At 71.6% G+C, this 12,944-nt stretch carries 9 protein-coding genes and 1 pseudogene; 3 read left to right on the top strand and 7 right to left on the bottom strand.

Going from position 1 to position 12,944, the window contains the following annotated elements:
• Positions 1-12 precede the first annotated feature (12 nt).
• A complete protein-coding gene (locus tag OIE51_RS03370; RefSeq protein WP_326595392.1) occupies positions 13-1,395 on the top strand; it encodes an L-serine ammonia-lyase in 1,383 nt (460 codons plus the stop codon).
• A 148-nt stretch (positions 1,396-1,543) separates the two neighbouring features.
• Positions 1,544-2,380 (top strand): annotated as a pseudogene (gene fdhD / locus OIE51_RS03365) (formate dehydrogenase accessory sulfurtransferase FdhD); the annotation flags it as partial.
• A 285-nt stretch (positions 2,381-2,665) separates the two neighbouring features.
• On the opposite strand, the gene OIE51_RS03360 reads toward fdhD, so the two are convergent.
• The 7 genes from OIE51_RS03360 to OIE51_RS03330 all read right to left on the bottom strand — a co-directional run bounded on the left by OIE51_RS03360 (position 2,666) and on the right by OIE51_RS03330 (position 12,113).
• The gene (locus tag OIE51_RS03360) at positions 2,666-3,994 is read right to left on the bottom strand and encodes a glycoside hydrolase family 36 protein (protein WP_326595391.1); all 1,329 of its coding nucleotides are present in this window, start codon (positions 3,992-3,994) and stop codon (positions 2,666-2,668) included.
• 19 nt (positions 3,995-4,013) lie between these two features.
• On the bottom strand, positions 4,014-5,636 hold the full coding sequence (locus OIE51_RS03355) for a glycoside hydrolase family 13 protein (protein WP_326595389.1): 1,623 nt from the start codon (positions 5,634-5,636) through the stop codon (positions 4,014-4,016).
• Complete coding sequence (locus OIE51_RS03350; RefSeq protein ID WP_326595387.1) at positions 5,633-6,826, bottom strand: ABC transporter substrate-binding protein; 1,194 nt, start codon at positions 6,824-6,826, stop codon at positions 5,633-5,635. The genes OIE51_RS03355 and OIE51_RS03350 overlap by 4 nt, the downstream gene beginning before the upstream one ends.
• A gap of 66 nt (positions 6,827-6,892) precedes the next feature.
• Complete coding sequence (locus OIE51_RS03345; protein ID WP_326595385.1) at positions 6,893-7,738, bottom strand: ABC transporter permease; 846 nt, start codon at positions 7,736-7,738, stop codon at positions 6,893-6,895.
• On the bottom strand, positions 7,731-8,801 hold the full coding sequence (locus OIE51_RS03340; RefSeq protein ID WP_326595384.1) for an ABC transporter permease: 1,071 nt from the start codon (positions 8,799-8,801) through the stop codon (positions 7,731-7,733). The genes OIE51_RS03345 and OIE51_RS03340 overlap by 8 nt, the downstream gene beginning before the upstream one ends.
• Positions 8,802-8,826: 25 nt before the next feature.
• Positions 8,827-9,966 (bottom strand): ABC transporter ATP-binding protein, encoded by a 1,140-nt coding sequence (locus OIE51_RS03335; RefSeq protein WP_326595383.1) that lies wholly within the window; start codon positions 9,964-9,966, stop codon positions 8,827-8,829.
• Positions 9,967-10,577: 611 nt separating this feature from the next.
• Positions 10,578-12,113, bottom strand: coding sequence for a GMC family oxidoreductase (locus OIE51_RS03330; RefSeq protein ID WP_326595381.1), 1,536 nt, complete (start codon positions 12,111-12,113; stop codon positions 10,578-10,580).
• A 416-nt stretch (positions 12,114-12,529) separates the two neighbouring features.
• Here OIE51_RS03330 and OIE51_RS03325 point away from each other — a divergent pair, with 416 nt between their 5' ends.
• Complete coding sequence (locus OIE51_RS03325; protein ID WP_326595380.1) at positions 12,530-12,775, top strand: (4Fe-4S)-binding protein; 246 nt, start codon at positions 12,530-12,532, stop codon at positions 12,773-12,775.
• The last annotated feature ends 169 nt before the right edge of the window (positions 12,776-12,944 follow it).

The following is a 12,944-nucleotide window of genomic DNA, read 5'->3' as shown; positions in this document are numbered from 1 at the left end:
ACGGAGTATGGCGTGGCTATTAGTGTCTTCGACCTGTTCTCCATCGGTATCGGCCCGTCCAGCTCGCACACCGTCGGCCCGATGCGGGCCGCCCGGATGTTCGCCGCCCGGCTGAAGAGGGACGGCCTGCTCGCCCAGACCGCCGCCGTGCGGGCGGAGCTGTTCGGCTCCCTCGGCGCCACCGGGCACGGCCACGGCACCCCCAAGGCCGTGCTGCTCGGCCTGGAGGGCAACGAGCCGCACACGGTCGATGTCGCCCAGGCCGAGCTGGACGTCGAGCGGATCCGCACCACCCAGCGCATCCGCCTCCTCGGAGTCGAGATCGGCCGGGGACACGAGATCGGCTTCGACGTCTCGACCCAGCTCGTCCTGCACCGCCGCCGCTCCCTGCCGTACCACGCCAACGGCATGACCCTCTTCGCGTACGACGCCGACGGTCTGCCCCTGCTCGAGAAGACGTACTACTCGGTCGGCGGCGGCTTCGTCGTCGACGAGGACGCCGCCGGCGCGGACCGGATCAAGCTCGACGACACGGTGCTGACCCACCCGTTCCGCACGGGTGACGAGCTGCTGCGGCTGGCTCGCGAGACGGGCCTGTCGATCTCCGCGCTGATGCTGAAGAACGAGATGGCCTGGCGCACGGAGAAGGAGATCCGCGCGGGCCTGCTGGAGATCTGGCGGGTCATGGAGGACTGTGTCTCCCGGGGCATGTCCAGCGAGGGCATCCTCCCCGGCGGCCTGAAGGTCCGCCGCCGGGCCACGTCGGCGGCCCGGACGCTGCGCGGCCAGGGCGACCCGGCGGGCCGCGCCATGGAGTGGGTGACCCTCTACGCGATGGCCGTCAACGAGGAGAACGCCGCGGGCGGCCGGGTCGTCACTGCCCCGACGAACGGCGCGGCCGGCATCATCCCCGCCGTTCTGCGCTACTACCTCACCTTCGTGCCGGGCGCCGACCAGGACGGGATCGTCCGCTTCCTGCTGGCGGCGGGCGCGATCGGCATGCTCTTCAAGGAGAACGCCTCCATCTCCGGCGCCGAGGTCGGCTGCCAGGGCGAGGTCGGCTCCGCTTGCTCCATGGCGGCCGGCGGGCTCGCCGAGGTGCTCGGCGGCAGTCCCGAGCAGGTGGAGAACGCGGCCGAGATCGGCATGGAGCACAACCTCGGGTTGACCTGCGACCCGGTCGGCGGCCTGGTCCAGATCCCCTGCATCGAGCGCAACGGCATGGCCGCGGTCAAGGCGGTGACCGCCGCACGGATGGCGCTGCACGGCGACGGACGCCATCACGTCTCCCTCGACAAGGTCATCAAGACCATGAAGGAGACCGGCGCCGACATGAAGGTCAAGTACAAGGAGACCGCCCGCGGCGGCCTAGCCGTCAACGTCATCGAGTGCTGAGGAGGTGGGCGGAACGGCGTCGCGTCGCTGACAGGATCTGGCCCAGCGAAACGCGACGGCGTGATCATCGCCGGGGACATCCTGGAAATCGTCGAGCGGCAGGAATCAACAGTTCGGCTACCAGGACGACAGAACCGGGAGTAAGGCTATGGGACGGCGCACCGAGCGACGGCGCGTGCTGCGGATCCGGGACGGTGCGGCGAGCACCCGCCCCGACACGCTGGTCGCGGAGGAGCCGCTGGAGATCCGGCTGGGCGGCAAGCCGTTGGCCATCACCATGCGCACGCCCGGTGACGACTTCGCGCTGGCCGCCGGGTTCCTGGTGAGCGAGGGCGTCGTGGGCCGGGCCGGGGATGTGGCGAACATCGTGTACTGCGCGGGTGCCACGGAGGACGGTTCCAACACGTACAACGTCGTCGACGTGCGGCTCGCCCCCGGCGTGCCGGTGCCCGACATCACGCTGGAGCGGAACGTGTACACCACGTCTTCCTGCGGGTTGTGCGGGAAGGCCAGCCTGGAGGCCGTGCGGACCACCGCCCGCTGGCCGATCTCTGACACGCCCCCGGTCCGGGTGACCCCCGAGCTGCTGGCCGCCCTGCCCGACCGGCTGCGGGCCGCGCAGCGGGTGTTCGACCGCACCGGGGGCCTGCACGCCGCCGGGCTGTTCTCGCCCGAGGGCGAACTGCTGGACCTGCGGGAGGACGTCGGCCGGCACAACGCCGTCGACAAGCTGATCGGCCGCGCGCTCCAGTCCGGCGAACTGCCGCTGTCCCGGCGCATTCTGCTGGTATCCGGGCGGGCGTCCTTCGAGCTGGCGCAGAAGGCGGTCATGGCAGGCATCCCGATGCTGGCGGCGGTCTCGGCACCGTCCTCCCTCGCGGTGGACCTGGCGGCGGAGACCGGGCTCACGCTCGTCGGCTTCCTGCGCGGGAACTCCATGAACGTGTACGCGGGCGAGCGGCGCCTCGACCTGCGGGCCGGGGCCACCGCCGAAGCCGCGGGCGTCATGCCCTCGACAGCAACGTCCTCGACACGAGCCGCACCGGGAAACCCCTCCTCGGCCGGACAGCCGACAGCCGGCAGAACAGGGCCGTCGGAAGGAGGACGCGCGAGGTGAGCCCGTACGTGTCCCGGCTCCGAGGTGCCGCAGCCGTACCCACTGCGGCACCCTCGTAGGTGCGCCCCGGTTGCGGCTTTCCCCCGCCGCCCCCGCCCCCCGCCGCCCCCGCCATGGGAGACGGCGGAGGACATCAGGGGCCGGGCCCGGGGATCATCGGCTGGTCAGCAGCTCGCGGGTGGTGGCCAGCCCCCAGGGGTCCAGGTCGTGCAGGCGGTCGCCGCTGCCCGGCAGGCCGCGGAAGCGCTGGAGATGGGCGGCCCATTCCGTGCGGCCGGGCACGGCCGGGCGGGCGAGGAGGCAGTCGTAGTCGTTGATCCAGAAGCGGCCGTCCTGCCAGGCGCGCCAGCGGCCGGTGAGGGTGGCGGCGCGTTGGGCGGGCTGGGACATGTCGCCGTGGTCGGGGTCGGGGTTGGGCCCGGTGTCGGGGCTGACGCGCATGGCGTCGACCAGGCCGACGCTGGGGAGAATCGGTGCGCCGCAGCCGAGCAGGTAGGCGTCGGGGCCGATCGCTTCGCGGATCAGGCGGAGGCCGGAACGGTAGGCGTCGAGGCCGGTGGCCGTGGGGTCGTGGCGGCGGCCGTCCAGGGCGCCGGCGTAGATGAAGTCGATCTTGAAGAAGTCGATGCCCAGGGTGCGGAGGGTGGCGAAGACGGAGAACAGGTACTCGGCTGCCGCCGGGTGGGTCACGTCGACGGCCGCGACCTCGCTGCCCCAGTCCTCGTTGAAGCCGGCGGTCGCGCCGCCGACCAGCCAGTCGGGGTGCTCGCGGGCCAGCCGGGACTGCGGGGCGGCGAGGAAGGGGGCCACCCAGATGCCCGCCCGGCGGCCGGCGTCCCGGATGCGGGCCACCAGGTCGGGCAGCGAGGCGAACCGGCCGGAGGGGATCAGCCAGTCGCCGATCTCCGCCTGGTAGCCGTCGTCGATCTGGACCACGTTCACGGGGAGGCCGAGGGCGTCCATGGCCGCGACGTTCTCGTCGATGTCGGCCTCGGTGACCTGGGTGAAGTAGTGGTACCAGGAGCACCAGATGGACGGCGCCGGGCGCGGCCGGGCGGCGCCGGAGCGGGCCGCGAAGCCGTCGGCCCAGCGGGCGAGGGCGCCGTCCAGGCCGCCCGGCCCGTTGTCACAGGTCGCGGTCACGGGGCCCTGAGTGGCGTCGGCGGAGATGATGAGGCGTGCGCCGCGGACGTCGGCGCGGATCGACGGGATCGGGCCCGTCGCGTCGGGCGCGGCGAAGACCCGGATGGGGCCGCCGTCCCCGGGGTCGGCGGCCAGCAGGCCCTCGCCCCAGAACGCGTCCGGCGGCGGGATCCGGTCCGGGCGGTAGTTCATCACCCGGACCGGATCCGAGACCGGCCGATGCGGGCGGGCACCGAGGCGGTAGGCCGCCGTCGGGCTCCACGACTGCCAGCCGTGCTCGTAGACCAGCGCGCGTCGGGGGTCGACGGGGATCGCGGCGATCTCTCGCATGGTGCCCATCCGGGCTCCCCTCTCGATGTCAGGCGGTGGTGCGGTACCAGACGGTCGTGTCCGGCGGGAGGAGGGTGGGGTCGGTCAACGGCCCGCTGCTGAGCAGGACTTCGCCATAGGCCGGGACCGGAACCGGGCCCGGCGTGGCGAAGGTGGTCACACACACCAGGCCGGGGTCGCGGGCGAACGCCAGGGAGCCGCCGGGGGACGGCAGCCAGCGCAGCGGTCCGGTGCCGCCCAGGGACTTCTCCGTCCGGCGCAGCGACAGCGCCGTCCGGTAGAGCTCCAGGGTGGAGCCGGGGTCCTGCTCCTGCGCTTCGGCCGACAGGCCCGCCCAGGCCGCGGGCTGCGGGAGCCAGCCCGGACCCGAGCCGAAGCCGAGGGACGGGCCGGCCGTGCGCCACGGCATCGGGACCCGGCAGCCGTCCCGGCCCCGATCGGTGTGGCCGGAGCGTTCCCAGGCGGGGTCGCGCAGTACCTCCTCCGGCAGGTCGGTGACCTCGGCCAGGCCCAGCTCCTCGCCCTGGTAGAGGTAGGCGTTGCCAGGCAGCGCCAGCATCAGCAGGGCCGCGGCGCGCGCCCGGCGCAGTCCGGCCGCGCCCCCGCCGTAGCGCGTGGGGTGCCGCACCACGTCGTGGTTGGACAGCACCCAGGTGGCGGGCGCGCCGACCGCGCCGAGGTGGGTCAGCGTGTCACCGATCACCACGCGGAACGCCTCGGCGTCCCAACCGGCCGAGACGAAGTCGAAGTTGAACGCCTGGCTGAGCTCGTCCGGCTGCACGTACCGGGCGAGGCGGTCCAGGCCCGACACCCATGCCTCGGCCACCAGCACCCGGTCCCCGGGGTACGCGGCCAGCACCCGGTGCCAGTCGCGGTAGATCTCGTGGACCTCGTCCCGGTCGCCCTGCGGGTGGTTCGGGAAGCTCGCGGTGCCGGGCACGGGCGGCGCGTCGGCGCCGACATCCGGCAGGTCGGGGTGCTTGAGCAGGCTGTGCGCGCAGTCGATGCGGAAGCCGGCCACGCCCCGGTCCAGCCAGAACCGCAGGATTCGGTGGAACTCCGCCCGTACCTCCGGGTGCCGCCAGTTCAGGTCCGGCTGTGCCCGGTCGTAGAGGTGCAGGTACCACTCGTCGTCCGGCAGCCGGGTCCAGGCCGGCCCGCCGAACACGGACGTCCAGTCGTTCGGGGGGAGTTCACCGTCCGCGCCGCGCCCGGGGCGGAAGAGGTAACGGGCCCGGGCCGCGGAGCCGGGCGGCGCGGCGACCGCCTCCCGGAACCACGGGTGATCGCTGGAGGTGTGGTTGGGCACCAGGTCGATCACCACCCGCAGGCCGGCTCGTTCCGCGTCGGCGACCAACGCGGCGAACTCGTCGAGCGAGCCCAGCTCGGGGTCGATGGCGCAGTAGTCGGACACGTCGTAGCCGCCGTCCGCGCCGGACGACGGGTAGCACGGCGTGAGCCAGATGCCGTCCACCCCGAGCGCGCGCAGGTGGCCGAGGCGCGACCGGATGCCGCGCAGGTCGCCGACGCCGTCGCCGTCCGCGTCGGCGAAGCTGCGGATGTAGATCTGGTAGAGGACGGCGTCCGCCCACCAGGGGGGCTTCGCCGCGGTGGCCGGTCCGGTGGCGGCGGCCGGGAGGGTGGTGGTCATGCGGCGCGGAATTCGTTGAATGCCTCGGTCTGGAGGCTGACGGACTCGGGGGTCGGGATGTTGACCTGCCAGCGGGCGAGCTGCTCGGGGGTGACGCTGACCACGGGGTCAGCGATCAGCGCGGGGTCGGCGAAGCGTTCGGCGCCGGTGACCGGGACCAGGTAGCCGGTGAAGTCCATCTCCCGGCCAGCCGCTTCGGGCTCCAGCATCATGTTGATCCAGCGGTGGGCGGCCACCGGGTGCGGTGCGTTGGTGGGGATGGCCCAGACGTTCATGAAGTACTCGGTGCTGCCGGTCGGGAGCACGAACGTCACCGGGTCCTCGGGCCTGGCCTGGTTGATGAGGTGCGCGTAGCCGTTGTAGCCCAGGCAGATGTCGATCTCGCCGGCGCTGCCCAGGCTGACCTCGTCGGCGCCGAACGAGTCGATGTGCGGCTGGACCGAGATCAGCAGCTCTTTGGCGGCCTGGATGTCGGCCGGATCGGTGGTGGCGATGTCCCGGTCGAGGGCGGCGAGCGCGATGGCGAACACCTCGCGGGCGCCGGCGAAGAAGTTGACCCGGGCGTCGGGGTGGCGGGAGATCATCTCGAAGCAGTCGAGGAGGTTCTGCGGGTTCTCGTCGGGCACCGCCGAGGGCCGGTACCAGAAGCTGGCGAGGCCGACGTTCTTCGGGATGGTGAAGCGGTTCCCCGGGTCGTAGTCGTTCTCCTCGTACGAGGAGGGAAGGTTGGCCAGGTTCGGGATCAGGTCGCGGTTGATCTCGGCCAGCAGGCCGCGTTCGCGCAGCATGACCACCTCGGCGGGGCCGGGCACCACGATGTCGTACTCCGCGCCGCCGGTGTCCATCTTGGAGATCAGCTCGACGCCGGTGACGTAGGTCTCCAGGGTGACCCGGGGGCCCTCCGCCTCGGTGAACAGCCGCAGGTTCTCCTCACTGACGTAGTCGGCGTAGTTGGCCAGCAGCAGGGCGTCCTCGATGGGCTGCCCGGACTCGACGTCGGAGCCGGTGGTCTGCTCCTCGCCCGCGGAGAAACAGCCGGAGAGGGTGGCCGTGGCCGTGCCGGCGCCCGCGGCGAGCAGGAAACGACGCCGGCTCAGCCCGGTGCTGAGGTGGGTGCTGAGTCTTCGGGCGTGGGCTGGGGTACACAGGACGCGGAGGTGGGTGGGGGGGTGCTGGGTGTGGAGCTTCATGGTGGCGTTCTCCGGGATGGGGATGGGGATGGGATGGGATGGGGCGGGGACGGAACGAAGGCGGGACTAGGAGAGGGGGTTGGCGTCGGCGGCGCGTTTTCCGCGGGCCGCCGCGAGGCGCAGCAGGCCGCCGCATCCGGCGAGCAGCAGCACGGTGCCGCCGAATACGAGCGTGGCCGCGGCGTTGACCTCGGGCGACAGGCCGGTGCGCAGTGAGGCGAGGATGTACAGCGGCCAGGTGGTGTTGCCCGAGCCGGCGAGGAACTGGGACAGGATCACGTCGTCGAAGGAGAAGGTGAACGCGAGCAGCCCGCCGGCGAGGATCGCCGGGTAGAGCTGCGGCAGCGTCACCTGCCGGAAGGTCGCCCACCGGGTGGCGCCGAGGTCCGCGCTCGCCAGTTCGAGGCCCATGGGCAGCCGGGACAGCCGGGCGCGCACGGTCATCATCACCAGCGCGATGCCGAACAGGGAGTGCGAGACCATCATCGGGCCCCGGCCGAGGGGCGTGTTCGCCTGGTCGAAGTAGAGCAGGAGGCCGATGGCCAGCATCAGTTCGGGGACGACGAGGCCGAGGATCAGGAACGCCTGGAGCGGCCCGGACCGGCGCCCCCGCCCGGCGAGGCCGAGGGCGGCCGCGGTGCCGAGCACCACGGAGATCGCCGCCGAACCAAGGCCGATGGCCAGCGAGAGTGCGATGGCCTCGCGGATGCCGTCGTTCCCCGCGGCGGCGCGGAACCAGCGCACCGACCAGCCCTCCCACAGCGGGACGATCTCGCCCGCGTTGAAGGCGTAGACCGCGGTGATGACCAGGGGGAAGAAGAGGAAGAGGTAGACGGCGAGGCTGTACGCGGTGAGCAGGCGGCGCACCGCGCGCCGGTCCCGGGCACTGCCGCCGGTGGTGTGGTCAGCCATGGAGGGTCCTTGAGCGTCTGCTCGTGCGGAGCTGGAGCAGGGTCAGCACGGACAGCGCGGCCGTCATCAGCAGGGCGAGGGCCGCGCCGCTCGGGTAGTTCTGCTCCTCCAGGAAGGCGCGGCTGATGAGGTTGCCCATGAGGTCCACGCGCCCGCCGCCGAGGATCTGCGGCACCAGGTAGTCGCCCGCCATCGGGACGAACACCAGCAGCGCGCCGGTCGTCAGGCCCGGCAGGCTGAGCGGGAGCGTGATCTGGAGGAACGCCTTCCAGCGCGGTGAGCCGAGGTCGCTCGCCGCCCGGATCAGGGACCAGTCCATACGTTCCAGAGCGGAGAAGGCGGGCAGCACGAACAGCGGCAGGTAGGTGTAGGTGAGGCCGATCAGCACGGCGGTCGGGCTCCCCAGCAGCGTGGCGTCCTCGCTGAGCAGGCCCAGCCGTCGCAGGCCGCGCAGCACCGGGAACTGGTCGGACAGCACGATGAGGAACGCGTAGGTGCGGACCAGGAACGATGTCAGGAAGGGCAGCATGATGAGTGCCATCCCCCACATCCGCAGCCGCGGCCCGGCGAACCGGGCGAGCCAGTACGCCAGCGGTAGCCCGGCCAGTATGGTCAGCGCCGTGCCGGCGGCGGCCAGCCCGAGGGTCCGCCAGAACGCCCCGAGCGTGATGTCGTTCACGCTCCGGCCGAAGTTCGCGAAGGACAGGCCGAACTCGACGCCGCCGAAGCCGCGTTGGGTGGCGAGCGCGTACGCCACGATGACCAGGGCCGGCAGCATCAGGAAGACGGAGACGAACGCGACCGCCGGTATCAGCAGCGCGACCCCGCCACGGGGGCGCCTGCTGCGCACGGCCGCGGCGGCGAGCAGCACCAGCGGGACCGACACGACGAAGGTGAGCAGCAGCGCGGGGATGCCGAGGTCGAGGGCGAGCGCCGTCTGGTAGACCCAGGCAGTGCCGGCGAGGGCGAGGGCGGCGCCGATGCCGGCGGCCACCCGGCGGGCGCGCGGCGGTTCCTGGGCTGTGCCGCGGGGTGGCGCCGGCGGCGCGGTGAGTTGCGTCATGGGACGGGTCTCCTCGTGGCGGGTGTCAGCGGGGGCTGGCCGGCGGCTGTTGTTCCCCGAGGAGCAGCGGGGCCCCGGGCTCCCAGGCGATCCCGACCTCGCGGCCGGGCGCGAAGTCGGCCAGCCCCAGGGCCAGGGCGGACCGCGGCTGGCGCACCAGAAGGGCCGAGCCGTCCGGCAGCCGCACCTCGGACTCGGCGAGGTGGCCGATGACGGACGAGGTCAGCACCCGGCCGGTGAGCACCCCCTCGGCGGCGGGCACCAGCCGCAGCTGCTCCGGCCGGAGCCCGATCTCCACCCGGCGCCCGGCCGCGGCGTCGGCGACGATCCGGGTGACCGGGATCCGGGGGCCCGCGTCCAGCGCCACCAGGCCCGGCTCGGAGAGCGTGCCGCCGAGCTTCGCCAGGTCCCCGATGAACTCCGCGACGAACGGGGTGGCGGGGGTGTCATAGATCTCGGTCGGCGCGGCCAGCTGCTCGATCCGGCCGGCGTGCAGCACCGCGATCCGGTCGGACATCGCCAGCGCCTCGTGCTGGTCATGGGTGACGAAGATGAAGGTGATGCCGACCTCGGCGTGGATCCGCTTCAGCTCCTGCTGCATGGCGCGGCGCAGCTTGAGATCGAGCGCGGCGAGCGGCTCGTCCAGCAGCAGCACCCGCGGCCGGAGCACCAGCGCGCGGGCCAGGGCGACGCGTTGCTGCTGGCCGCCGGACAGCTCGGCCGGGTACCTGCGGCCTTGCCCGGACAGCGCCACCAGGTCGAGGGCCTCTTCGGCGAGCCGCCGCCGTTCGGCCTTGCCCAGGCCGCGCTGCCGCAGGCCGAAGGCGACGTTGTCCACCACGGTCAGGTGCGGGAACAGCGCGTAGCCCTGGAAGACCGTGTTCACGTCCCGCCGGTGGGCCGGCACCCGGTCGACCGGCGCCCCGCCGAGCAGCACGTCCCCGCTGGTCACCTGCTCGAAGCCGGCGATCACCTTCAGGCAGGTGGTCTTGCCGCACCCGGAGGGGCCGAGGAGGGAGAGGAACTCGCCTCGCCGCACCGTCAGATCGATGCCGTCGAGCGCGCGGTGCCCGTCGTAGTGCTTGACGACGTGGCGCAGCTCGACGTCCGGGCCGGGATGGTCCGCGGGCCCGGCGGGGACGAGATCGGGATGCGTTTGAGTCATGGACATGCGGTGCTCTCTGATCGCTCTGGTCGATGGACATGTCCGGGCCCGAGGGGAGGGGCGACGGGAGTCGGCGACGCGGCGGGTGAGACCGGGAACGCGCCGAGTACTGTTGCTTTTTAAGCAACAATGTTCGTAATACACAACAATATTGCCGGCGTCTGTGGGGCGTCAATGCGTGGTGGGAGGCTTTTACACGGGGGAAACGCACGGAACACGCAGGTCGGACGCCTGGGTCTGCTCCGCAGGGTGGTGAAGACGAATTCCCGGTGTGTGTCGGGCCGCATGTGTGGGTGTGTACCGCGGTGTTGCCAACCGACCGGGCGTATCCGCCGCCTCGATGCGCCTTCTGAGCGCTCGGGGGGACTTCGGAAATCCCGAGCTGGACAGGAGGCCCTGCCCTCCTCCACGCCGCGACAGAAAATCACCCAACCGAGTCCCGGCACTCGAAACCCATGCTCGCCATGACTGATAGAGCGACGGCTTCTGGGCCGCCGGAACGGTAAGCCCGGTGAGCTTCGCCTCCGCGGCTGGCGGAATCGCTTCGGGAAATGGGGCGAACCGATCGGCGAGTCGAAAGCCGACCTGTCTGGCTGTTGTGGTGGGTGTTGTCACGTGAGGGTGTCGGTGATGAGGTCGGAGGCGCGTTCGCCGATCATCAGGACGGCGATCATCGGGTTGACGGTGGGCATGGTGGGGAAGATCGAGGCGTCCGCGATGCGGATGTTGCTGGTGCCGCGCAGGCGTAGGTGGGGGTCGACGACGGTGAGGGGGTCGTTGGGGGAGCCCATCCGGCAGGTGCCGGCGGGGTGGTAGACGGTGTGGTGGGCGGCCCGTCCGTATGCCGAGAGTTCTTCGTCGGTCCGCAGGTGGGGGCCGGGGGCGATCTCGCGTGTGATCCAGTCCTTGAACGGCGCGGTGGCGGCTATCTCGCGGGCCAGGCGGAGTCCGTCGACGATGGTTTGCTCGTCGTAGCCCTCGGGGTCGGTGAAGTACCGGAAGTCCAGTGCCGGCTTGACCGATGGGTCGGAGCTGGTGAGCCACATCCGGCCGGTGCTGCGGGGTCGTGGGATGTTCGGGGTCATGCCGAAGCCGTGCTCGGGGACGTCGTAGCCGAGGCGTTCGGTGTGGAGGGTGAACGGGATCTGGTAGAGGTGGAACATGAGGTCCGGTCGGCCGTCGGTGGGTTCGCGGACGACGAAGAGGCCGGCGTCGGCGTCCATCGCGGAGTTGGGTGGCAGTGGCCGGCTGGCTTCCCACAGGATGAGTGACTCCGGGTGGTCCAGCAGGTTCTCGCCGACTCCGGGCACGTCGGCGACCGTGTCGATGCCCAGGTCCCGCAGGTCCTGGGTGCGGCCGATCCCGGAGAGCATGAGCAGTCGTGGTGTGTCGATGGCTCCGGCGCACAGTACGTATTCGTGTCGCGCCCGGATGGTTCGGGTGGTGCCGTCGGTGTGCCGCACGCGTACGCCGGTCGCCTGTCCTTGCGGGTCGACGTCGATTTTGTAGGCCCAGGTGTCGGTGAGCAGGGTGAGGTTGGGCCGGTCGAGATGGGGGTGGAGGTAGGCGACGGAGGCTGAGGAGCGTGTCCCGGTCTCCGGGTCGTAGCTGAGTGTGAAGAATCCTGTCCCGTTGGTGAAGGGCTGGGCGTTGAAGTCGTCGATCACCGGGACGCCGAGCGCGGTCGAGGCCGAGGCTACGAAGGATTGGCTGAGGTCGTTGCGGTGGTGTGGTGCGACCGGGGTGAGGTTGAGTTCGAGCCGGTGGAAGTAGGGGAGCATGGTCCCGTAGTCCCAGCCGGTGGCGCCGGCCTTCTCCCAGTCCGCGAAGTCGCCGGGGAGTGGCAGGAAGCTGATCAGTGTGTTGTGGGATGAGCAGCCACCGAGGACTTTGGCCCGGGAGTGGCGGATGTGGGAGTTGCCGCGTGGCTGCGGGGTGGTGCCGTAGTCGTAGTCGAGTTCGGATTCCAGCAGGTTGATCCAGTTGCGCAGATTCAGCACCCGCTCGTCACCGACATCGCTGGGGCCGCCCTCGATGACGCAGACCCGCAGGTCGGGGTTCTGGGTCAGCCGCGAGGCGATGACCGAGCCCGCTGTACCGCCGCCGACGACGACCACGTCGTAGGTCTCGTGGGTGTGCTGAGTCAACGTTTTCTCCTGGTTCCCACTGGTGGTGGTGGCGCCTGCCTGGCACCGACCCGGCCGGTCACACGACCGGTCAGCCGGCGCGCGGCGACGACGGCCGCGTCGTACTCCTCCGGCCCCCGCCGCCGGCGCGCACAGCACCGAGGCGTCGTAGCGGTCGACCACCTCGTCGTCCCGCCGCCGGCACCCTCGGTTCAGATCCCATCGATGAACGGGTCTTATGGGCCCTTCCGGTCCCACTTCGGACGGCTCGGCCCCTCACGGTGATGCTCGGCGCAATGGTGCGTACGTTTGTACATGGAAGTGTGTACTTCTGTCCATGCCCGGCGCCCGATAACATGGGATCCGAACCGTCCCCGAGCAGGTCCTGGCCAACCTCCGGGCGGGCTACGTCACCCATCCCCTTGAGGCGGCTGATCATGTCTGATGCCATCCGCGAGTACCCCGCGCCCGGGATCACCGTCACGTGGGAGCCGGGCCGTTGCGAGCACGCCGCCGAATGCGTGCGCGGCGTCCCGGCTGTCTTCGACACCTCGCGCCGCCCGTGGATCACACCGGAAGCGGCCCCGGCCGATGAGCTGGCCGAGGTCATCGACCGCTGCCCCAGCTTCGCCCTCGGCTACCGCACCGCTGACGGCCGCACCCGGACGGCACCGCCCGCCTGACGTCCGCGTCGGCGGCTACACCGTCACCGGGAGCGTGCGCGGGCCCCGGATCACGGACTCGCCCCGTCGTTCCGGCTCGTCGGCGAGCCGGAACCCGGGTAGCCGGGTAGCCGGGTGACCAGGGCTTCGAGGTGCGCGGCGATCTCAACCCGGGCGAGTGGCGCGACGC

The sequence above is a fragment of the Streptomyces sp. NBC_01803 genome (assembly GCF_035917415.1).
Taxonomy (GTDB): Bacteria; Actinomycetota; Actinomycetes; order Streptomycetales; family Streptomycetaceae; genus Streptomyces.
This window is presented reverse-complemented; position numbering and strand designations above follow the sequence as displayed.

What these genes read in the sequence shown, in the direction of transcription:
- OIE51_RS03360 (WP_326595391.1), bottom strand. Translation starts at nt 3,994, where the DNA reads ATGGGCACCATGCGAGAGATCGCCGCGATCCCCGTCGACCCCCGACGC.
- OIE51_RS03355 (WP_326595389.1), bottom strand. Translation starts at nt 5,636, where the DNA reads ATGACCACCACCCTCCCGGCCGCCGCCACCGGACCGGCCACCGCGGCG.
- OIE51_RS03350 (WP_326595387.1), bottom strand. Translation starts at nt 6,826, where the DNA reads ATGAAGCTCCACACCCAGCACCCCCCCACCCACCTCCGCGTCCTGTGT.
- OIE51_RS03345 (WP_326595385.1), bottom strand. Translation starts at nt 7,738, where the DNA reads ATGGCTGACCACACCACCGGCGGCAGTGCCCGGGACCGGCGCGCGGTG.
- OIE51_RS03340 (WP_326595384.1), bottom strand. Translation starts at nt 8,801, where the DNA reads ATGACGCAACTCACCGCGCCGCCGGCGCCACCCCGCGGCACAGCCCAG.
- OIE51_RS03335 (WP_326595383.1), bottom strand. Translation starts at nt 9,966, where the DNA reads ATGACTCAAACGCATCCCGATCTCGTCCCCGCCGGGCCCGCGGACCAT.
- OIE51_RS03325 (WP_326595380.1), top strand. Translation starts at nt 12,530, where the DNA reads ATGTCTGATGCCATCCGCGAGTACCCCGCGCCCGGGATCACCGTCACG.